The sequence below is a fragment of the Duganella fentianensis genome (assembly GCF_964031615.1).
GTDB lineage: Bacteria > Pseudomonadota > Gammaproteobacteria > Burkholderiales > Burkholderiaceae_D > Rugamonas > Rugamonas fentianensis_A.
Map to the genome: position 1 here is coordinate 156,069 of NZ_CAXIQN010000006.1, position 21,333 is coordinate 177,401.

A 21,333-nucleotide genomic window follows, 5' to 3' on the forward strand; every position below is an offset into this window, starting at 1 on the left:
GCCACAAGGGCAGCGCCCGCGGATCAGCCGTCCGCCACCTCGTCTTCGGCCGCAGCGCCACCCTCGCCTTCATGTTCGGGCTGGGCCGAAGGCGTCGGCAGCCAGTCCTGCACTACCTTGTTGAAGCGTTCGGGCTGGCGCACCATAGGCCAGTGGTCCGTATTGAACGGCACGATCTTGTTGCTCTTGCGGCCTTCGATCTTTTCCAGCCACGAGTTGGAATGGAACATGAACGGTTTGCGCACGCCGTAGATGTACAGCATGGGGACTTTCGGCACGAAGGGCTGCAGATTGCGGTAGGAGCCTGCTTCGCCGGCCGACAGGATGTAGTACGGGTAGTTCATCTGCGAGCCGATGTACTCGCGTACGGATGGCGCACCCAGCTTGTTAGCCATGCTGCGTGTAATCATATTACCGATGGGCCCGCCGATCGCCCAGGCCAGCGACAGCATATTCTGGTAGGAACTCACTCCCAGCTTCTGGCTAAAACTGCGCGAACGCTTGGTTTCGATGGAATTGGCATCGCCGATATCCACCCCGATAATGGCCGACACTTGCTGCTTGTTGCGCATGTAGTATTCGTAGCCGAACACACAGCCCCAGTCGTGCAGCATCAGAATGACTTTCTTCTTGTTCTGGCTGACGGCATTGATCACGTAGGAAATGCTGCGCACCACGGCATCGAGCGAATACACCCGGCGTGGCGAGTCCGGATCAAACCCGGGCAAGGTAAACCGCACACAGCGGTAGCGATGCTTGAAGTCAGCCACCTGCGCATCCCACATGCGGTAAGTATCAGGCCAGCCATGGATCATCACGATGGTTTCTTCACCCTCGCCATCGATATGGATATCGATTCCATCCACCTTCTTCACCTGCGACATGCCACCCCTCGCCTTGTTATCAAATAAAACAATATCTTACCGTAACTACAGAGCTTTCGTACCGGCTATCGACAGTGTATTCAAGAGCGCAACAGTGTTACTAAGCACTTTGCGGGGCCTCAGAGAATCCGCTTTACAAGCCCAACTCAACTACCTAAAATAAAATGCAATCGATTGCAAAACTCAACCAGGCGCAGACATAAACATGACTTTCATACGGAATCTGCTGGCAGCAGGGCTGGCCGGGCCACTGCTGATAACAGCAGCTGCCACGCCAGATAATCAGTCTGATGCAGCGCGGCCGGCCCCGCACGAACCGTATCGCCCGGCCTACCATTTCACCCCTGCACGGGCGTGGATGAACGATCCTAACGGCATGGTGTATTACCAGGGCGTGTATCACCTGTTCTACCAGTACCACCCGCACAGCACCGTATGGGGGCCGATGCACTGGGGCCATGCCACCAGTCCCGACATGATCCACTGGACCCACCAGCCTATCGCACTGGCGCCAGACGAGCACGGCGCCATCTTCAGCGGCAGCGCCGTGATCGACTGGCACAACACCAGCGGTTTTGGCACACCGGACAACCCGCCGCTGGTCGCCATTTTCACCTACCACAACGAAGCAGACTGGCGTTCCGGCCAGCGCCCGCCGCAAAGTCAGGCACTGGCCTACAGCACCGATCAGGGCGCCAGCTGGACCAAGTACGCCGGCAATCCCGTACTGCGGCCCGCTGCGGATCAGGGTGATTTCCGCGACCCGAAAGTGCGCTGGTACGAAGCGAGCAAATCATGGATCATGAGTCTGGCTGTGGGCGACCATGTGGCTTTCTATGGCTCGCCCGATCTGAAGCAATGGCGACTGCTCAGCGAATTCGGCAAGGATATCGGTGCACACGGCGGCGTGTGGGAGTGTCCGGATCTGGTGCCGATGGAAGTCGCCGAAACGGGCGAGAAGAAATGGCTGCTACTGCTCAGCATTAATCCGGGTGGCCCCAATGGCGGTTCTGCCACCCAGTACTTCATCGGTGATTTCGACGGCAGCCGTTTTACGCTCGATGCCAAATTTGCAGCCCAGCTCCAGCAGCACGGGCCGCAGTGGCTGGACTGGGGACGCGACAACTACGCGGGTGTCACGTGGTCCGATGTACCGGCAACGGATGGGCGCGTGCTGCTGCTGGGCTGGATGAGTAACTGGGACTATGGCGCCAAACTACCCACCGCCACGTGGCGTAGCAGCATGACGCTGCCGCGCGAATTGAAACTGCACCAGCAAGCGCAAGGCTACGTACTGCGCGGCCAGCCCGTGCGCGAACTGGATGCGCTGAAGGGCCGTACCACCGAGTTCCCCGCGCAGGCCGCTACCCGCCATGCCGAACTGACGCCAGCCGGCGCCACACTGCAACTATCGGAAACCTATGTGGAATTCGCCCGTCCTGATGACAGCAGCAAAGCCTATCTGGAGTTTTCTAATGCACAGGGCGAGCTGTATCGGGTCGGCATAGACGGTCATACGCAGCAGTTCTTCAGCGACCGCAGGCGCGCAGGGCAAAAGGAATTTTCCGACCAGTTTGCGCAGCAGCTGCACACGGCGCCGCGCCAGTCACAAGCACCCCGGATCAGCATGCGGGTCTATCTGGACCGGCATTCGGCCGAACTGTTTGCCGATGACGGCGCCACCCAGATGACGGAATTGCTGTTCCCGAAAGCGCCCTATACCAGCGTACACTTCCGCGTAGAAGGGCAGCCGTTGCAGCTAATCACCTTCAAAGTAACGGAAATCGGCGCTAGCCCCACGGTCAGCGCGGCACCGCAATAACACCGCCGAAAGCCAGCAGTAAGGCCACCGCAGCTAGGGCTTACTGCCCGCGTGCATCGTCATCGAGCTTGCGCAGGAAAGCCATCTTGTCGGCGATCTTGCTTTCCAGTCCACGCGGCACGGGCTGGTACCAGTGCGGCTCGGCGATACCGTCCGGCAGATAGGTTTCGCCAGCCGCGTAGGCATGTGGTTCGTCATGGGCATAGCGGTATTCGTGGCCGTAGCCCAGTTCCTTCATCAGCTTGGTCGGCGCGTTGCGCAGATGCACCGGCACTTCGCGCGACTTATCTTTCTTCACGAAGGCCATGGCCTGATTGAAAGCGTTGTAACCGGCATTGCTCTTGGCCGCGATGGCCAGATAGATCACGGCCTGCCCCAGCGCCAGCTCGCCTTCGGGCGAACCGAGCCGCTCGAACGTACTGGCGGCATCATTGGCCAGCTGGATGGCACGGGGATCGGCCAGCCCGATATCTTCCCACGCCATGCGCACGATGCGGCGCGACAGGTATTTGGCATCGGCACCGCCATCGAGCATGCGGCACAACCAGTACAGCGCCGCATCGGGATTCGAACCGCGCACCGACTTGTGCAGGGCCGAAATCTGGTCATAGAAATTATCACCGCCCTTATCGAAGCGGCGCGCGTTCAGCGTCAGTGCATTCTGGATGAATTCCGCCGTAATCTGCGTGGTCCGCGCCGCCTGTGCCGCCAGACTGGTCTGCTCCAGCAGATTCAGCAGACGTCGGCCATCGCCATCGGCATAGCCGATCAGTGTGTCGATGGCCGCTTCGTCGAACTGCAGATGGGCCAGCAGGCTGGCACGGGCCTTATCGACTAACTGGCGCAGTTCTTCCGGCGTGAACGATTGCAGCACATATACCTGCGAGCGCGACAGCAGCGCCGAATTGACTTCGAACGAGGGGTTTTCCGTGGTCGCACCAATCAGCGTGACCAGCCCCGATTCCGCGTACGGCAGCAAGGCATCCTGCTGCGACTTATTGAAGCGGTGAATCTCGTCGACAAACAGGATGGTGTGCTTGCCCCGCTCCAGATTGTGCTGGGCCTGCTCCATGGCGGCGCGGATATCCTTCACGCCCGAGAACACGGCAGACAGGGCGATGAACTCGCAATCGTAGGCCGTGGCGGTGAGCCGCGCCAGCGTGGTCTTGCCCACCCCGGGCGGGCCCCACAAGATCATCGAATGGGGCTGGCCCGATTCGAATGCCAGGCGCAAAGGCTTGCCCGCTCCCAGCAGGTGCGACTGGCCGATCACTTCGTCCAGCGTTTTCGGACGCAGTGCTTCGGCCAAAGGCGGGCGCGGTTCGGTGGAAAAAAGATCAGCCATGCGCAATCAGAATACGGGAACGGGTAGCTGGTGCAGCCAGCTTAATTATTGAACACATCCGCGCCTTTCGGCATGACGAATTTAAAGGTGGTGGCAGTCAACGGCGGATTCTTTTCGATCTTGCGGAACGCCAGCACGGAAGTCTGGCCGAAACTGTCTTTCAGCTCCATGGCTTCCGGCAAGCCGTTACGCAAGCCGATGGTAATCAGTTCGAAACTGGTGTCCTTGGCTTTAGGCACGGCTTTCAGCCACTCCAGCCCATCCTTGCTGCCCGCTTCCGACAGGGTGAAATTCTTTTCCAGATCATTGCTGCCGAACAGGATGGCAGCCGGCGAGGAACCCAGCGCATCGCCGAGCTTCTTCACCGTGACCTGATTCAGATCTTTGTCAAAGATGAACAGCTGTTCGCCATCAGCCTGCAGCACCTGCTCGTAAGGCTTGCTGTAAGTCCAGATGAATTTGCCGGGACGGGCAAACAGGAAAGTACCACTGGCCGCCGACGACACCTTGGCCGCTTCGCCCGTGCTGCTCTTCACTTGCCGCTGGCTGAACTCGCCACGGGCGGCCTTGGTCGAACTGACGAAGGACTTGAACTGTTCCAGTGCGCTGGCTTGCGCCTGTGCTACGGCCAGCCAGCCGGCCAGTGCCAGCGCCACATATTTAAAACGATGCATACGATTTATCCTGTAAATGTTTATTCGGCACTGGCAGCAGGCACCAGAATATCGCGGTTGCCGTTCGACTGCATAGCCGACACCACCCCGCTCTGCTCCATCTGCTCCAGCAGACGGGCAGCGCGGTTGTAGCCGATGCGCAGATGGCGCTGCACCAGCGAAATGGAAGCGCGGCGGTTCTTCAGCACCACCTGTACGGCCTGATCGTACATGGGATCAGCTTCGCCGCCGCCCTCGCCCGCAGCAGCGCCCTCGCCACCTTCGCCGCCTTCCAGCGTACCGCCTTCGAGGATGCCATCGATATAGTTAGGCTCGCCCGTGCTTTTCAGATGTTTCACCACGCGGTGTACTTCATCATCGGAAACGAAGGCGCCGTGCACGCGCACGGGCAGACCGGTGCCGGGCGGCATGTACAGCATGTCGCCCATACCGAGCAGCGTTTCCGCGCCCATCTGGTCGAGAATCGTGCGCGAATCGATCTTGGACGATACCTGGAACGCGATACGGGTAGGAATATTCGCCTTGATCAGGCCCGTAATCACATCCACCGACGGACGCTGGGTCGCCAGAATCAGGTGCAGGCCGGCGGCACGGGCTTTCTGCGCAATCCGCGCAATCAGCTCTTCCACTTTCTTACCGACCACCATCATCAGGTCGGCCAGCTCGTCGATGATGATGACGATGGTGGGCAGTTTTTCCAGCGGCTCGGGCGAATCCGGCGTCAGACTGAACGGATTCGGAATATGTTCTTCGCGCTTCTTGGCTTCCGCAATCTTGGCGTTATAACCAGCCAGATTCCGCACCCCAAGCTTGGACATCAGCTTGTAGCGGCGCTCCATCTCGTTCACCGCCCAGTTCAGCGCGTGACCAGCCTGACGCATATCCGTCACGACGGGTGCCAGCAGGTGCGGAATACCTTCGTACACCGACATCTCTAGCATCTTCGGATCGATCAGTATCATGCGCACATCGGCCGGATCGGCCTTGTACAGCAGCGACAGAATGGTGGCGTTAATCCCCACCGATTTACCGGAGCCGGTGGTACCGGCCACCAGCAAGTGCGGCATCTTGGCCAGATCGGCCACCACGGGTTTGCCCGCAATATCCTTACCCAGCGCCACCGTCAGCGGCGACGCATTATCGTGATACACCTTGGAGCCGAGAATCTCGCTCAGACGCACGATCTGGCGTTTCGGATTCGGCAATTCCAGCGCCATGTAGTTCTTGCCTGGGATGGTTTCCACCACGCGGATCGACGTCAGCGACAGCGAACGGGCCAGATCACGCGCCAGACCGACAATCTGACTGCCTTTCACGCCTGTGGCGGGTTCGATCTCGTAGCGCGTTACCACCGGGCCCGGATAGGCCGCCACCACCTTGGCTTCCACGCCGAAGTCGGACAGCTTTTTCTCGATCAGACGGCTGGTGAATTCCAGCGTCTCGATCGACACGGTTTCCTGCACTTCCGCCGCTTCATCGAGCAGCGACAGCGCAGGCAAGGTACTGTCGGTCGGCATATCCGAGAACAAGCTGGCCTGACGTTCTTTTTCCACCCGCTCGGATTTGACTACGGTGACCACCTGCGGCTCGATCTTCACGGGCGCCGCCACCACATGCTTCTCCACATGCTTGGCGCGTTCCGTCACCACCACTTCTTCCCGCTTCACGGCCGCCACTTCACCCTGACGGCGGTCTTCGCGGTACTGGTAGCGCAGCACTACCCATTCGATGCCCAGTTCGATGCCAGTGCCGACTTTCTCGGCCAGCGTCAGCCACGAAACATGGAAGAACAGACTCAGACCCAGCCCGAACATCAGCAACAGCAGCAAGGTAGCACCGGTAAAGCCCAGCGCCACGTGGGCCGAATGCCCGACCAGTTCACCCAGCACGCCGCCGGGCGCACGCGGCAGTTGCACCCGCAGCGTGTACATGCGCAGGTATTCGATCCCGATCGAGCCGACAAACAGCAGCACAAAGCCGATCGCGCGGATCACGGGTTCCTGCGCATGTTCCGGTTCCGGCGTCTTGGCCAGCACATATTTATGGGTCAGCCCCCGATAACCGAGCCAGACCTGACGCAGCAGATAAAAGGCCCACCACCAGGCGGAAAAGCCGAAGATATACAGCAGCAGATCGGACAGCCACGCGCCTGCGCGACCACCGAGGTTGTGCACCTTGGGCACCAGTGTACCGTGCGACCAGCCCGGGTCCATCTTGTCGTAGCTGGCCAGGATCAGCACGAAATACAGCCCCAGCACGGCCAGTGCCAGCCAGCGCGCTTCGGACAGCAAGCGCACCAGCCGGTTCGGCAGCGGCTGGCGTTCGGTAGGCGTGCGGGTATAGCCGGAACCGACGGCCTTAGGCGTACGTTCCTGCACTTTTTTACTGCTCATAAATAGAAAGAAGAGAATGCAAAGAGAATAATCCGGCAATCTTATATGCCGAGAAATGTTCGGATACGCTTATTCTAAGCCATACAGCGGCGAACGGGACTGACGATTCATGCTGGAGCCCCGCTTGGACTATAATCTAGCCTTGCCCGGACGAAAGCAGGCTGCGCAACAACACTGGCGCGCTTGTGTATCGTCTTGCCGGCCCCACATCCGGTTTAATCCAACACACAGAAGAAGCCTGCCATGACCACTCCTAAACACGCACGCGTACTGATCCTCGGTTCCGGCCCAGCCGGTTACAGCGCCGCCATTTATGCGGCCCGCGCCAACCTGAAGCCTATGCTGGTGACGGGCGTCGAGCAAGGCGGCCAGCTGATGACCACCACCGACGTGGAAAACTGGCCTGCCGACCCGATGGGCGTGCAGGGTCCGGACCTGATGCAGCGCTTCCTGCAGCATGCCGAACGTTTCAATACTGACATCGTGTTTGACCACATCCATACCGTCAAACTGCAGGAAAAACCGATCCGTCTGATCGGCGACAGCCACGAATACACTTGCGACACCCTGATTATCGCTACGGGTGCATCGGCCCAGTACCTGGGTCTGCCATCGGAGCAGGAATTCATGGGCCGCGGCGTGTCGGCCTGCGCCACCTGCGACGGTTTCTTCTACCGCAATCAGGAAGTGGCCGTAATCGGCGGCGGCAATACCGCCGTGGAAGAAGCGCTGTACCTGTCGAATATCGCCAATAAAGTGACGATCATCCACCGCCGCGACAAGTTCCGCGCCGAGGCCATCCTGATCGACCGCCTGAACGCCAAAGTGGCCGAAGGTAAAGTCGTCATCAAGTACAACCACACGCTGCAGGAAGTGGTGGGTAACGAAGGCGGCGTCACCGGTCTGAAGATCCAGTCGACCGAAGACAACAGCGTGACCGAGCTGAACGTGCACGGCCTGTTCGTGGCGATCGGCCACAAGCCGAACACCAGCATCTTCGAAGGCCAGCTGGACATGAACAACGGCTACATCAAGACCCGCGCCGGCAACGAAGGCATGGCCACGGCCACCAGCGTGCCCGGCGTGTTTGCCGCTGGCGACGTGCAGGATCACGTCTACCGTCAGGCCATCACCAGCGCCGGCACGGGCTGCATGGCCGCACTGGACGCCCAGCGCTATCTGGAAGCACAGGAGTAAGCGTGGCCCTGAAAGACTTCGCTGACCTGAAATCCCTGAGCAAACAGCTCAAGGAACAGGCCGAGACGCGCGCGGCGGCCGAAGCCGAACGCGTCAAACGGGAAGCGCAGCAAGCGCGCGAGGCCAATCTGTTCCAATCCAGTCTGGGCGGCGTGCAGCGCATGCCGGAACAGAACCGCTACGTGCCGCAGGCACCGAAGACCGTCGCGCCCGCCCCTGCGCCCAAGCGCAAGCTGACCCAGGCCGAGGACGATGCGGCCGTGCTGCGCGAATCGCTGTCCGACCTGTTCGAAGTCGATCACTATCTGGAAGACGACCCGGCGCTCAACTACAGCGCGCCGGGCGTCGGTCCCGATGTCATGAAGAAAATGCGCAAAGGTCACTGGCCGGTACAGGACGAACTCGACCTGCACGGCATGAACCGCGATCAGGCGCGTGATGCGCTGGGTGCATTCCTGACCCGCGCCGGCCAGCGCAACTACCGCTGCGTGTGTGTGATCCATGGCCGCGGCTTCGGTTCGCGCGGGCAGGAGCCCGTGCTCAAATCCATGGTGCATAGCTGGCTGGTACAGAAAGGCGTCGTCGCCTTCTGTCAGGCGCGCAACCACGAAGGTGGCGAAGGCGCCCTGATTGTCCTGTTGCGCGCCGCGCTGCAGCCGACCCGCTACTAATTCCCAGTAAGAAACAATCCTACACGCTAAGTGTAGGACATGTTAACCTATGGACATTACCACTTTGTCCATTGCGCAGATGAAGCACGTTGTCGTTCCCCACGTCTCCCTGATCACCGTCATCGAAATCGTCGCGATTCTGGTAGGCGCGTTTTCCGGCTTCGTGGAAGCGCGGCGCAAGCGCATGGACATCGTCGGCATCTTCACGGTGGCCTTCATCACGGCATTCGGCGGTGGCACCTTGCGCGACATCCTGCTCGATAAGCGCCCGCTGTTCTGGGTGATGCATCAGGAATATGCGATTCTGATCTTCATCCTCGCGCTGGTGGCCTCGCCGCTGATGCGCACACTGCGCCAGATTCTCTCCGAGCGATTAATTGTGATTGCAGACGCGATCGGACTGGGCTTATTTGCCGTGGCCGGCGTATCACAAGCGCAGGCCGCGCACATGCCGCTATTCATTGCCGCCATGATGGGCGTGATCACCGGCATCTTTGGCGGTGTACTGCGCGACATCGTCTGCAACGAAGTGCCGATGGTCTTCCGCGATGGCAAACCCTACGCCATCTGCGCGTTCTTCGGCTGCTGGATGTACATCGGCCTGCAGTACACCGACGTCTCCGACGACTTCGCCCTATGGTCCAGCGCGGCTGCCATCACCATCATCCGCCTGCTGACCTGGTCTTTCGACCTGCGCATCGGCAAACATTAACTTCGGGGTCAGATCTGTCATTCGGACATTGACCTCGCACCTTTGATTTAAATCACCACACATCTGCGATCCAGCACCTTATCCGATGCCAGCCCGAGCTCGCGCAAGGGCGCACTGCCTTGCACGCTTTAAGGCTACAGCCTGATCACTACCTATCTGTTTTGGGCGACTTCATCTTGAGCTAGCGCAAAGTTACTGCCTCAATGTCCGAATGACAGATCTGACCCCGAATAAAAAAACGGCACACCCGAGGGTGTGCCGTTTTGCTTGGTCTAGCTTGCTAGATTAGAACGTGTAGTTCGCGCCCAGCGAGAAGAAGCGACCAACTGCGCCAGCCTGATGCAGCGTAGCATTGTACGAGGTCAGGTTGTTGGCGTTGCCGTAGGTGGCGACGTCGATTGGTGGTTTGCGGTCGAACAGGTTCAGGATCGAACCTTTGATCATCCAGTTTTTACCAATCTTGTAGGTCACGTTCAGGTCGGTCGACATGAACGATGGCACGTGGCAGTAGCCAGCTGGCGTGTCTTTGCCGTAGAAGTAAGCACGGCCCGAAACCGACGCTACGTCTTTGCACTCGGTCACGTCAACCGATGGATCCAGTGCCGAGAACGAACCAACCCAGTTGAATGTGGTAGTTACAGCCAGCGGACCTTTGTCCCAGCCCAGGGTCAGCTGAGCACGGTTTTTCGGATTGCCGGTGTCGCCCGAGATCACGGATGGACCGTGGGTGCCTGCCAGTTCGTAATCAATGCCGTTCGAGCTCAGCACATAGGAAATCATGTGGTTGAAGGTCAGATCAGCTTTGATATTGCCCAGATCGCCCAGCTTCTGTTTGTACAGGAAGTCCAGTTCGATACCGCTGGTGGTGGTACCACCCGAGTTCACATAACCCGAGGTACCGTAAGCAATGGTACCCACCGATGGGGTGCCCTGATAAGTACCGCCTTTGCCGTCAGCGATATCCACTGGGAAGATCGCGTTACGCACGTAGGAAGGTACGAAGCCTGGCAGACCGGCTGCGGTGTTGATCTGGTTGTTAACTTCGATACGGTAGTAGTCGAAGGTGGTGCTGAAGTTGCGGGTAGGCTCGAAGATCGCACCGAAGGTGTACGATTTCGATTTCTCTGGCGACAGATCCTTGGTGGTCTGCTGTACGAATGCTGGGGTGAAGTTACATGCAGCAGGTACGTTGCCGGCAGTCTTAGGATTGCCGTCTTTGCACAGGATCGGGTCGTTGATCGAGTGGAACGAGAAGAACGAACCGGCGATGCCGTTTTCAGCAGCGTTCGGTGCACGGAAACCACGCGAGTAGGTACCACGCAGGCTCAGCATATCGACTGGCTTGTATTTGAAGCCAGCTTTAGGCGTGAACGAATGGCCGTAGGTGTCGTAGTGGTCGTAACGTGCCGAAGCTTCCAGCTCCAGGTTTTTCAGCACAGGTGCCGACAACTGGGCGTAAGCAGCGGTATTGGTTTCTTTACCGAACACATAAGCACCACCGTTACCTACCGTACCTTGGGCCAGCAGATCGGCCGACGGGGCGTTCAGGTTTTTGTGGGTATAGCTCAGACCAGCTGCGAAGTTCATGGTACCGCCTGGCAGTTCCATTACTTCATGCACGCCGTGCACGTCAGCGAAGCTCAGGGTATCGGTCGCTTCGTTGTTGAAGTGCGGCGAGATCGCAGCCATGTCAGCGGCGCTGTTACCACCCAGCGGGCTGAACGGGCTAGTCGAGCGGGTCAGCGCCTGATACAGAGCGATACGGTTGACGTAGCCGCTGTAGTCAATGCTGGTTTTCACGCGGGTGTAACCCAGTGCAGCGCCGATATCCCAGCCATTCCAGCTACCGTTCAGGTCAGCTACCAGACGGCTAGAAGTGGCTTTGTTACGCTGGGTATTCGATGGGTCCAGACCAGGGATGTAGCCGTACAGACGGGCTGGTGCACCCAGCTGGTTCAGCGGGTAGGTAGCTGGGAATACGGTCGAACCATAGACGTTGACGATCTTAGGATTCTGGCCTGGTACCAGCGAAGTGTTACCGGTGAAGCTGGTTGGCGAGAAGGTCGCAGGCACGCCGCGGTTGTTTTCGCTTTCACGCTGGAACACGGAAGCTTTCACCGCCAGTTTCCAGTCGTCGCCCAGGTTCTTGGTGAAGCCTACCAGTGCGTTGACGTTCTTGGTTTCTGGTTGCAGGAACGAAACGGTGTCACGCACGGCGCAGCCGCCAGCCATGTATTTGTTGTAGTTGCAGCTAGGATCCAGGAACTGGAAGTTGGCTGGATTGTTCACGCCGCCGGTACCGGCCGGGTTGTAGAAGAACGGGCTGCTGGTCGCTACCAGACGGCTGTTCTGTGCATTGGGCACACCGCGGGTCAGGTTCATACCGCCACGATCGGACCAGTTACCGTTGGCCCAGATCTGGTTGTCGCGCTGCGACAGTTTGATCGCTTCGGCGTGACGCAGTTCCAGCGAGCCGAACACGTTGTAGCCGTCGGTCGCCAGGTCACCGAAACCGTGGGTGATCGCGGTTTTGTAGGTGGTGCCGCCGCCGTGCTGCGAGGTACCTGCATCGGTCTTGATGCTGGTGCCGTTGAACGATTTTTTCAGAATGATGTTGATTACGCCGGCAATAGCGTCGGAACCGTACACCGAGGAAGCGCCGTCTTTCAGCACTTCGATGTGGTCGATCGCGTCGAATGGAATCGCCGATACGTCGACGAACTGACGCTGGGCGTCGTCCGACAGTGGATATGGAGCCATGCGGTGGCCGTCGATCAGCACCAGGGTCAGACCCACGGTCAGACCGCGCAGCGATACGCCGGCGCCGCCGTTAGCGAATGCCCCCGAGAAGCCACTACCCAGCGCGCCCTGGCCGTTGGCCGACAGGTTGCTCAGCACTTCAGCGACGGAGGTGTAGCCGGATTTGGCGATGTCTTCAGCGGTCAGTACCTGCACCGGGCTTGCGGTTTCCTTATCAGCGCGGCTAATCAGCGAACCGGTAATGACCACGCGTTGTGGCACGACTTCTTCTTTTTGCTGCGCGAACGCTGGCTGGCTTACAGCCATCGTCAGAGCACCACTTGCCACGACTTGCAGGATTGCAAGCGGCATGGATTTCATACGTAACTTCATTGCACTTCTCCCAGACCCAAAATTCTTCTTTAAACAATAACCGCTAGTTGCGCTGTTAGGCGCTAGCGGGGCCGCATGGTAAGCAACTTGATACGCGCATCACGGAAGGGTATTCCGCTGCCCGCCAATTTACTAACTGCGCATGGAACCATGGCACTGAACGGATCGTCAATAAGGCAGAATCAATTTCACAAATAAACAACAGTTACAAAATTGCTTACCTAAAAAATAAGTTTCCTGACCTATTACAGTGCATACATTTGTTACAAACAGTAACTAATCGTCAATCTTTCCATTAACCGCTTTGATCCCATATCGATCTGCCTGTATTTGACCTGAAACACCATGGGTGCGTACATCCGCCGTAATCGGCAGCATCTGCTGGTTCCACTGTTCCCACTGGCTCTTCAGCTGTCTAAAGACATCAGGGTGACGTCTGGCCAGATTGGCGCGCTCGCGTTGGTCTTTTACAACATCGAACAGAAACTCGTTGCCGGCGATGCGCAGATATTTCCAGTCACCGGAGCGAATCGCGCGCTGGGCATTGGCCTTGTAGCGCCACAGCAGCGTACGCGTCTGCACAGACGCCTGTCCCAGCAGTTGCGGCAGCAGATTCTGGCCATCGCTCGGATAGGCCGGATCGGGCGCACCGCCGGCCGCGGCCAGCAGCGTCGGCAGCCAGTCCATGCTGATGGCCACCTGTTCGCTCACCTGCCCTGCGCCGATACGGCCCGGCCAGCGCACAATCGCCGGTACGCGGATGCCGCCTTCAAGCAGCTCGGTTTTCTGCCCCGTCAACGGCCACGTCTTGGAAAAGCGTTCGCCACCGTTATCACTGGTGAAAATCACGATGGTGTTCTCGGCCAGCCCTTTTTCATCGAGCGCTTTCAGCACGCGGCCGATGGATGCATCGAGCGCCTCCACCATGCGGCCATAGGTGGCCAGATCGCCCCCATCGTAGTGGAAGATGTTATAGATCTGGCGCGATACGGCTTCGTCACCCGGTCCTTCCCACGGCCAGTGCGGCGCCGTGTAGTGCAGCGACAGCAGAAACGGTTTATCGGCCGACTGGGCGCGGATGTGTTCGACTGCACGTGCCCCCAGCAGATCGGTGTAATAGCCTATCTGCTGCACCGGCACTTCGCCTTCGTACAGGTCTTCCTTCACATGCGGCCCCACGCCGGGCTTGTGGGTGAAGTAATCAATCGCGCCGCCATAGTTACCGAAGAAGCTGTCGTAGCCGCTTTTCAGCGGACCGAAAGTGGGCAGATAACCGAGATGCCATTTGCCGATCAAGGCCGTGCCATAGCCCTGCTGCTTGAGCAGCGACGGCAGGGTCGGGTGACTAGGCGGCAGGCCGATGGTATCGGACGCACCGGCAATCGGTTCTTCCAGTCCGCCACGCAGGCGGTACTGGTAGCGCCCTGTGATCAAGGCAAAGCGGGTAGCCGAACAGACCGCCGAATTGGCATAGGCCTGCGTAAAGCGCAGGCCCTGCGCGGCCAGCCGGTCCAGATGGGGCGTACGGATCTCCGTCTGGCCATACACGCCCAGATCGGCGTGGCCAAGGTCGTCGGCCAGAATGAAGACAATGTTGGGCTGCTTCTGCCGGGCTGCCAGCGCGTGCGGTAGCGCGCCGGCCAGCGCCAGTGCAGGCAGGGATTTAAGTAAATTGCGACGACGGGTATTAGTCATGCTGGTGCTCCTTAGAAGTCAGCGCGCGCAGTCAGGCCGATCTGGCGCGGCGTGCCGATCACCGTGTTATAGGCGGCCGGGCTGGTATTCCACATACTGGTGTAGTACTGCTTGTCGAACAGGTTCTTGGCCCACAGCGACACATCCCAGCGCGTGCTGCCTTGGCGCAGTTTCACGCCGGCCGACAGATTGGTCAGGCTATAGGCGGGAATCCGCGCATATTCCGATGCATCGAGCGTGCCGTAGGTACTGCTACGGTAGGCGTAGTTGATGTTGCCATAGGCTTCCACGTTGGCCGCCACGGCGGTGGCATATTGCGCCGCCAGATTGCCTATCCAGCGCGGCGCATTGACCAGTGCGGCACGGCCGGACAGATCGCAGAACGTACCGGCGCGCTCGGGCGGGCATGGCGCGTTCTTGTACTCCTTGTACTTGACGTCATTGAACGAGCCATTGGCACTGACGGTAAAGCCGCGCGCCAGCACCACGCTGCTATCGAGTTCCAGCCCGCGGCTGCGCACCGTGCCCGCATTGGTCAGATACGAAGTTGCACTGACGGGATCATAGGCATTGCTCTGGTATCCCGAGACATCGTTCCAGAACAGGCTGGCGTTAAGCTGTACGCGCCGGCCCAGCAGATTACTCTTTACACCCAGTTCCAGATTATTGGCCTTCTCGTTATTCACCTTGAGCGAGGATTCCCCCGCCGCACCGGGCACGGACAGATTGATCCCGCCCGATTTCTCGCCATGCGAGGCGCTGGCGAACGCCAGCACATCAGTATCGACTTTGTAAGCCAGCGTCAGCAAGGCCGAAGGACTGAGTTTGTTCAAGTGCACGTCGCCCGAGTTATACGCACCGAAGCGGGCATTGCGCGAGGCCAGCGCGGCACCGCTGACGGCGACACCGCCATAGGGTGCATCGCGTGTCACCTGCGCCAGTTTGTCTTCATACGTGGCGCGCACGCCGCCCGTCAGATCCCACTGTGGATCGATGTGCCAGATACTCTGGCCGAACAGTGCATAGCTGTTCACGCGCAGATGGCCATTGCCGATGCTGGTGACATTGCTCCACGCTCCGGCTGGGGTGCCGTTGAACTTGTCGGCCAGCGGGCCGTTGTAGGTGAAGTTGATGTTATCCAGATTCTGGTAGTAGTAATACGCGCCGAACACGGACTCCACCGGCTGGCCCAGCGGCGTGGCCAGCCGCAACTCCTGCGTGAACTGGCGATGGCGCGCGGCCGAACCCACGTTCAGCGTGACCGGCACCTCCAGCCCGTCATCGTTATGCGGCGTGAAATTCCAGAAGCGCGCCGCACTGATGGAAGTGAGCTTGTAATCATTGGCCAGCTTCCAGTTCAGCTCACCCGACACGCCGCCCTGATGCACATCCACATGCGAGCCATTATCGAGATTGACTTGCCGCAGCGATGGGTCGGTCACGGGATGGCCACCCACAGCAGCAGCCTGCGTGAGGAACTTGCCGCTAGGGCCAGCGTTGTAGAACACCAGCGTGCCGTTATTGGAATCTTCGCGGTTGTAATCAGCGATCAGGCGTGCGCTGAAATTCGCATCGGGCTCCAGCAGCAGCTGTGCGCGCACGCCATCACGGTCGCCGCCCTGCACTTTTTTGCCGGTATGGATATTCGTGATGTAGCCGTCTTCATGGGTTTTGTAGACGGCAATGCGGCCTGCCGCCGTATCGGAGAAGGCGCCCGACAGCACGGCCTTGCCCTGCACATAGCCCTGCTGGCCGAATGCTAGCTGGGCACTGTTCTCGCTGCGATAGGTCGGCTGCTTGCTGGTGATGTTCAGCACACCAGCCGTGGTGTTCTTGCCGAACAGCGTGCCTTGCGGGCCGCGCAGCAGTTCCAGTTGCTGGATGTCGAGCGCATCGAAGGCTGCCATGCCGGGGCGGGCCAGATACACATTATCCAGATACACGCCCACGCTGCCTTCCAGCCCGTCGCTGGCGGGGTTGTTGCCCAGTCCGCGCACGGCAAAACTCATCTGGCGCGCATGGACATAATTGACCGTGGTACTAGGCAGCAGCTGCTGCAGATCCTGCACGCGGTAGACCCGATTACCTTCCAGCGCGCTGCTATCGAGCACACTCAGCGTCGTCGGTACACTCTGCGACGATTCCACGCGGCGCCGTGCCGACACGGTGACGCGGGCAATCACATCGAGCGACGCATCGGCTGCGGCCGTGGCAGCACTGGCTGCAGCGACAGTGTCCGCAGCGTCTGCCGCTACATCCGCACCTGTCGCTGCATCCGCGCCAGCCGAGGCTTCCGCGCCGCTTGCCAGCGCAGCGCTACTCAGTGCTGCCGTGGCCACTGCCAGTTCCGCAGGGCTGGCGTTGGCCAGCACCGTCCAGCCTAAACCATATACCGTGGCCAGCGCCACGACGAGTTTCTTCTGTTGCATATCTAATCCTATTCAAAATTGCGGGCGACAGAGGCCCTGCCCGCCCGCATGACAGCGGGCAGGAACGGTTTTTACGAAAGAGGTGGCGTGCTAGCGTCGCGCGCTTGCGTCGCGCGCTAGCGCCGTCAGGAATGATCTAGTGCGTGGCGACGCGGTACTGGGCCGGATCGGGCGGGATCACCGCCCGCTCGGAACGGGGCGTCCCCTCAGGTACCCAGTGGTAAGGCACAGGCTGGGCGCGATACACCCAGTTGCTGCGCACCGGCTTGCCGGCACCGGCCACAGGCGTCTGGGCGAAATACGGGCTGATATATTCCCACACGATCTCGCCCTTGGCCGTCACCTGAAAAATGCGGCCATTCATACCCTCGTCGATCAGGGTATTGCCATTTGGCAGACGGCGCGCGCTGCTGATGAAGGAGCTGTAGAAGCCCCAGTCCGGCAGGTTGGAATCGCGTCCCGTGTACTCCCACACGATCTGTTTGCTAACAGGATCGATTTCCAGCACGCGCGAACGGGGCTGCACGCCTACGCTGACACGGGGATAACCGGCTTCGCCCTGATTATCGAACACCAGCAGATTGCCAGCACCGGGCAAGCCCGGTTCAATGAGATGGGCGTCATGCTGGCCGATGATCTGATCGACCGGACGGGGCAGCGCCGCCGGCGCACGCAACTGCGCCGGATAATCAGGACCCAAGCGCCACACCACTTTGCCGCTGCGCTTGTCGATGATGGCGATGAAATTGGCTTCGCGCGCATCGATCATCAAGTTATCGGGATGGAAGCGCTGGTCGCCTGCGTCGTACCAGCGGTTAGGCCCCAGCACGGATAGATTGTTGATATGCAGGAAGTCGAACGGCGTTGCCTTACCGCGCGGCGAATAACTGCCCTGCACCAGTTTCAGCGCATCGGCACTAAAGCCGAATTCCTTCAGATGTTCGGACGCCACCCACTGCCACACGATCTGGCCTTGCGGCGTCACTTCGTAGACTACATCGTCGAGCACCTGCGGCGCAGCGAAACCGGCCACCGGATGCACCAGATTGGCCAGCACCAGCGTATTGCCATTGGCCAGACGACGCCAGTCATGGTGCTGCTTGGCGCTACCACCGGGCACTTGAGTAGGTTTGCCTTCCACGGGCAGCGCATAGGCATCCTGCGCAGCGCCGGCCGAGCCCCACTGCCAGACAACCTTGCCGTGCCAGTCCAGTTCACCGATGGACTGGTTGCGCAAGCCATTGCCTTCGTTGGTGGTCCCAGCCGTGCTAGCCAGTTGCACCAGCACATGGCCGCGCTGGCCGCCCGTCACAGCCGGATCAAGCAACACGGGCGGGAAGCCTTCCGCATCCCAGCGCTGTACTTCGTTGCCGTTCATATCGATCAGATGGGTTTTCTGATCCTGACCGCTAAAGATCACGTACTGGTTGTGGGCGAGTGCCGGATCGTAACGGGTAACACCGGTAGGATAGACGCTAGGCGAGGCACCGGCAGGGGCGGTTGCGGCCAGCAGAGACAGGGCAAGCAGACTGGAACGTAGGGACATGACACACTTTCCTCTTGGAATAATAGTGTGTCTATATTACTAATCGACCCAGTAAATCCGAACTAATATAACCAAACATCGATATACAAAAAATGCCGCATACGCGGCATTTTTGTAGGACCGGAACTGTGCGACGCCTTACACCGCGTCGGCACCCGTTTCGCCGGTACGGATACGGATTACCTGTTCGACGTTCTGCACGAAGATCTTGCCGTCGCCGATCTTGCCAGTGCGGGCTGCCTTGATGATGGCATCCACTACCTGCTCGGCCACGCTATCGTCCACCACCACTTCCACTTTGACTTTCGGCAGGAAATCCACCACGTACTCGGCACCGCGATACAGCTCGGTGTGGCCTTTCTGACGGCCGAAACCTTTTACTTCCGTCACGGTCAGGCCGGTGACATTGACTTCAGCCAGTGCTTCACGCACCTCGTCCAGTTTGAACGGCTTTATCACAGCGGTAATCTGTTTCATCACTACTCCTTCGTTATATCTATCGAGAATCTGGTGCCGGGCATGCCTCTAGCGCTGGCACATATTGTACCGCGCACGCAGCGTATGCACGTGAACTTCGTTTAAATGCTGGCGTCCTGCACTGGAATGGCGTGCAATTCTTCCATCCACACCACACTCTGGCCATCGCTAGGCGCACGCCAGTCGCCGCGCGGCGAAAGCGAACCGCCGCTGCCCACCTTCGGTGCATTCGGCACGCAGCTACGCTTGAACTGGCTGGTACGGAAGAAGCGGTCGAGGAAAATGCCCAGATACTTCTTGATGGCCGGCAGATCGTACTGGTTGCGCGTAACGTGGTCGCCATCGGGCCATCGGCCACGGGTCTTGTCCTGCCATGCCGTGAGCGCAAGGAAGGCCACCTTGGATGGGCGGAAGCCGAAGCGCAGCACGTAATACAGGTGGAAGTCCTGCAGTTCGTATGGGCCGATGGTGCTTTCCGTACGCTGTTCGGGCTGGCCATCCGCCGTGCCGGGCACCAGTTCGGGACTGATTTCCGTCGCCAGAATATCCAGCAGCACTTGCGCATCGCTGCGCCCGATCACGCCCGATTCGGCCACCCAGCGTACCAGATGGGAGATCAGGGTTTTCGGCACGCTGGCGTTAACGTTGTAGTGCGACATGTGGTCGCCCACGCCGTACGTGCACCAGCCCAGTGCCAGTTCGCTCAGATCGCCCGTACCGCAGACAATGGCATTGTGATGGTTCGCCAGCCGGAACAGGTGGTTGGTACGTTCGCCCGCCTGCACATTTTCAAACGTAATGTCGTACTGCGGCTGGCCGTTGATAAACGGGTGTTCGAGGTCCTGCAGCATCTGCTGGCAGCTAGGACGGATATCGATTTCCTTGGCGCTGCAGCCGACCAGTTTCATCAGCGCGTGGGCCTGCTTGAGCGTACGTTCACTGGTGGCGAAACCGGGCATGGTATAAGCTAGAATATTGGTGCGCGGCAGACCCAGTTTATCCATCACGCGCGCACATACCAGCAGCGCATGGGTGGAATCGAGCCCGCCCGACACGCCGATCACGATTTTTTTCAGCCCGCTGGATTTGAGCCGCTGCGCCAGCGCCTGCACCTGTATGTTGTAGACCTCGTTGCAGCGCTCGTCGCGACGGCGGCTGTCCGATGGCACATACGGGAAGCGTTCGATATGGCGCTTGAGCGGCAGCGTGGCGCTCTGGTCTATCTCGAGCTGGAAGAACACGGTGCGGAATTTATTCACTTCGCCCGCATGGCGCTGCACCGACTGCGCATAGGTATTCATGCGCATACGCTCACGCGACAGACGCTCCAGATCGATATCGGCAAAGGTCAGCGTGGCGGTATCGCTATAGCGCTGGGCTTCTGCCAGCACTTCGCCGTTTTCGCAGATCACGCCCTGCCCGTCCCATGCCAGATCGGTGGTGGATTCGCCTTCGCCGGCCGAAGTGTACAGATAGGCCGCGATGCAGCGTGCCGACTGCTGCGACACCAGCTGGTTACGGTAATTGGCCTTGCCCACCAAGGCGTTCGAGGCCGACAGATTGACCAGCACGGTAGCACCGGCCAGCGCGGCAAAGGAGGACGGCGGAATCGGCACCCACACGTCTTCGCAGATCTCGACGTGGAATTTGAACAGCGGCAGATCGGCCACTTCGAACAGCAGGCCGGAGCCGAACTGCACGCGCTCGCCCAGCAGATCGATTTCCGTCGCCACCGCATAATCGCCGCTACTGAACTGGCGCGCTTCGTAGAACTCGCCGTAGTTGGGCAGATAGCTCTTAGGCACCACACCCTGTATCTGGCCGCCCGCGATCACCACCGCGCAGTTGTATAGCTGATGCTCGACACGCAGCGGCACGCCCACCACCAGCGCCATGCGCCATTCCTGCGACGCCACCACGATCTGTTCGAGCGCATCAAGGCAGCCATCAAGCAGCGCACGCTGATGAAACAGATCGTCGCAGGTGTAACCGGCCAGCCCCAGTTCGGGGAAAGCCACCAGCGCGGCACCCTGCTCGGCCGCCTGCGTGGCCAAGGCGATGGTCTGGGCCGCATTATGGGCCGGATCGGCGATGCGGCTGACCGGCGCAGCAATCGCGACGCGGGCAAAATCGTGGGCATACAGATTGAGGAAATTGGTACTCATGGAAGTCTTTCGCGCACAGCGCCAACAGGCAAAAAGTCATTATCGCATGGGCTAGGAAGGCCGACAAAATCAGTGCGGCGCCGACGCCGCCTGGCCAGATAGGCTAGACTAAGGGCTGAGTTTTTGCACGGAGTAGCGCGTGAGCGAAGCAAGCACCAAGGCAGACAGCCAGACCGCAGAATTTAGCCTGA

At 59.6% G+C, this 21,333-nt stretch carries 14 protein-coding genes; 4 read left to right on the forward strand and 10 right to left on the reverse strand.

Annotated elements, in window-relative coordinates; genetic code table 11:
• Positions 1-23: 23 nt before the first annotated feature.
• Positions 24-884: an alpha/beta hydrolase gene (locus ABNT42_RS04105; protein ID WP_348694366.1), complete on the reverse strand. Its 861-nt coding sequence runs from the start codon at positions 882-884 to the stop codon at positions 24-26.
• Positions 885-1,089: 205 nt separating this feature from the next.
• Between ABNT42_RS04105 and ABNT42_RS04110 the strand changes: the two genes are divergently transcribed.
• Complete coding sequence (locus ABNT42_RS04110) at positions 1,090-2,706, forward strand: glycoside hydrolase family 32 protein (protein ID WP_348694369.1); 1,617 nt, start codon at positions 1,090-1,092, stop codon at positions 2,704-2,706.
• Positions 2,707-2,746: 40 nt separating this feature from the next.
• Here the strand turns inward: ABNT42_RS04110 and ABNT42_RS04115 are convergent, their stop codons facing one another.
• The 3 genes from ABNT42_RS04115 to ABNT42_RS04125 are packed head-to-tail and all read right to left on the reverse strand — an operon-like array spanning position 2,747 to position 7,118.
• On the reverse strand, positions 2,747-4,051 hold the full coding sequence (locus ABNT42_RS04115) for a replication-associated recombination protein A (RefSeq protein WP_348694372.1): 1,305 nt from the start codon (positions 4,049-4,051) through the stop codon (positions 2,747-2,749).
• A 41-nt stretch (positions 4,052-4,092) separates the two neighbouring features.
• Positions 4,093-4,725: an outer membrane lipoprotein chaperone LolA gene (gene lolA, locus ABNT42_RS04120; RefSeq protein WP_348694375.1), complete on the reverse strand. Its 633-nt coding sequence runs from the start codon at positions 4,723-4,725 to the stop codon at positions 4,093-4,095.
• Positions 4,726-4,745: 20 nt separating this feature from the next.
• Complete coding sequence (locus tag ABNT42_RS04125; RefSeq protein WP_348694378.1) at positions 4,746-7,118, reverse strand: DNA translocase FtsK 4TM domain-containing protein; 2,373 nt, start codon at positions 7,116-7,118, stop codon at positions 4,746-4,748.
• A 243-nt stretch (positions 7,119-7,361) separates the two neighbouring features.
• On the opposite strand from ABNT42_RS04125, the gene trxB reads away from it, so the two are divergent.
• The 3 genes from trxB (at position 7,362) to ABNT42_RS04140 (ending at position 9,698) form a co-directional block, all read left to right on the forward strand.
• Positions 7,362-8,315, forward strand: coding sequence for a thioredoxin-disulfide reductase (trxB, locus tag ABNT42_RS04130; RefSeq protein ID WP_155433566.1), 954 nt, complete (start codon positions 7,362-7,364; stop codon positions 8,313-8,315).
• A gap of 2 nt (positions 8,316-8,317) precedes the next feature.
• Positions 8,318-8,986 carry a Smr/MutS family protein gene (locus ABNT42_RS04135; protein WP_348694381.1) on the forward strand — a complete coding sequence of 223 codons (669 nt, stop codon included), beginning with the start codon at positions 8,318-8,320 and terminating at the stop codon, positions 8,984-8,986.
• Between the two features lie 79 nt (positions 8,987-9,065).
• A complete protein-coding gene (locus tag ABNT42_RS04140; protein WP_348694457.1) occupies positions 9,066-9,698 on the forward strand; it encodes a trimeric intracellular cation channel family protein in 633 nt (210 codons plus the stop codon).
• Between the two features lie 285 nt (positions 9,699-9,983).
• On the opposite strand, the gene ABNT42_RS04145 is transcribed toward ABNT42_RS04140, so the two are convergent.
• From ABNT42_RS04145 to ABNT42_RS04170, 6 genes are all read right to left on the reverse strand, one after another.
• A complete protein-coding gene (locus ABNT42_RS04145; protein WP_348694384.1) occupies positions 9,984-12,830 on the reverse strand; it encodes a TonB-dependent receptor in 2,847 nt (948 codons plus the stop codon).
• A 276-nt stretch (positions 12,831-13,106) separates the two neighbouring features.
• Positions 13,107-14,525, reverse strand: a complete 1,419-nt coding sequence (locus tag ABNT42_RS04150; RefSeq protein WP_348694387.1) for a sulfatase-like hydrolase/transferase — start codon at positions 14,523-14,525, stop codon at positions 13,107-13,109.
• Between the two features lie 11 nt (positions 14,526-14,536).
• The gene (locus ABNT42_RS04155; protein WP_348694389.1) at positions 14,537-16,954 is read right to left on the reverse strand and encodes a TonB-dependent receptor; all 2,418 of its coding nucleotides are present in this window, start codon (positions 16,952-16,954) and stop codon (positions 14,537-14,539) included.
• A 136-nt stretch (positions 16,955-17,090) separates the two neighbouring features.
• Positions 17,091-18,500: an aryl-sulfate sulfotransferase gene (locus ABNT42_RS04160; protein ID WP_348694392.1), complete on the reverse strand. Its 1,410-nt coding sequence runs from the start codon at positions 18,498-18,500 to the stop codon at positions 17,091-17,093.
• A 138-nt stretch (positions 18,501-18,638) separates the two neighbouring features.
• Complete coding sequence (locus tag ABNT42_RS04165) at positions 18,639-18,977, reverse strand: P-II family nitrogen regulator (RefSeq protein ID WP_050408554.1); 339 nt, start codon at positions 18,975-18,977, stop codon at positions 18,639-18,641.
• A gap of 101 nt (positions 18,978-19,078) precedes the next feature.
• Complete coding sequence (locus ABNT42_RS04170) at positions 19,079-21,142, reverse strand: NAD(+) synthase (protein WP_348694395.1); 2,064 nt, start codon at positions 21,140-21,142, stop codon at positions 19,079-19,081.
• Between the last annotated feature and the right edge of the window lie 191 nt (positions 21,143-21,333).

What these genes read in the sequence shown, in the direction of transcription:
- ABNT42_RS04105 (WP_348694366.1), bottom strand. Translation starts at nt 884, where the DNA reads ATGTCGCAGGTGAAGAAGGTGGATGGAATCGATATCCATATCGATGGC.
- ABNT42_RS04110 (WP_348694369.1), top strand. Translation starts at nt 1,090, where the DNA reads ATGACTTTCATACGGAATCTGCTGGCAGCAGGGCTGGCCGGGCCACTG.
- ABNT42_RS04115 (WP_348694372.1), bottom strand. Translation starts at nt 4,051, where the DNA reads ATGGCTGATCTTTTTTCCACCGAACCGCGCCCGCCTTTGGCCGAAGCA.
- lolA (WP_348694375.1), bottom strand. Translation starts at nt 4,725, where the DNA reads ATGCATCGTTTTAAATATGTGGCGCTGGCACTGGCCGGCTGGCTGGCC.
- ABNT42_RS04125 (WP_348694378.1), bottom strand. Translation starts at nt 7,118, where the DNA reads ATGAGCAGTAAAAAAGTGCAGGAACGTACGCCTAAGGCCGTCGGTTCC.
- trxB (WP_155433566.1), top strand. Translation starts at nt 7,362, where the DNA reads ATGACCACTCCTAAACACGCACGCGTACTGATCCTCGGTTCCGGCCCA.
- ABNT42_RS04140 (WP_348694457.1), top strand. Translation starts at nt 9,066, where the DNA reads ATGAAGCACGTTGTCGTTCCCCACGTCTCCCTGATCACCGTCATCGAA.
- ABNT42_RS04145 (WP_348694384.1), bottom strand. Translation starts at nt 12,830, where the DNA reads ATGAAGTTACGTATGAAATCCATGCCGCTTGCAATCCTGCAAGTCGTG.
- ABNT42_RS04150 (WP_348694387.1), bottom strand. Translation starts at nt 14,525, where the DNA reads ATGACTAATACCCGTCGTCGCAATTTACTTAAATCCCTGCCTGCACTG.
- ABNT42_RS04155 (WP_348694389.1), bottom strand. Translation starts at nt 16,954, where the DNA reads ATGCAACAGAAGAAACTCGTCGTGGCGCTGGCCACGGTATATGGTTTA.
- ABNT42_RS04160 (WP_348694392.1), bottom strand. Translation starts at nt 18,500, where the DNA reads ATGTCCCTACGTTCCAGTCTGCTTGCCCTGTCTCTGCTGGCCGCAACC.
- ABNT42_RS04165 (WP_050408554.1), bottom strand. Translation starts at nt 18,977, where the DNA reads ATGAAACAGATTACCGCTGTGATAAAGCCGTTCAAACTGGACGAGGTG.
- ABNT42_RS04170 (WP_348694395.1), bottom strand. Translation starts at nt 21,142, where the DNA reads ATGAGTACCAATTTCCTCAATCTGTATGCCCACGATTTTGCCCGCGTC.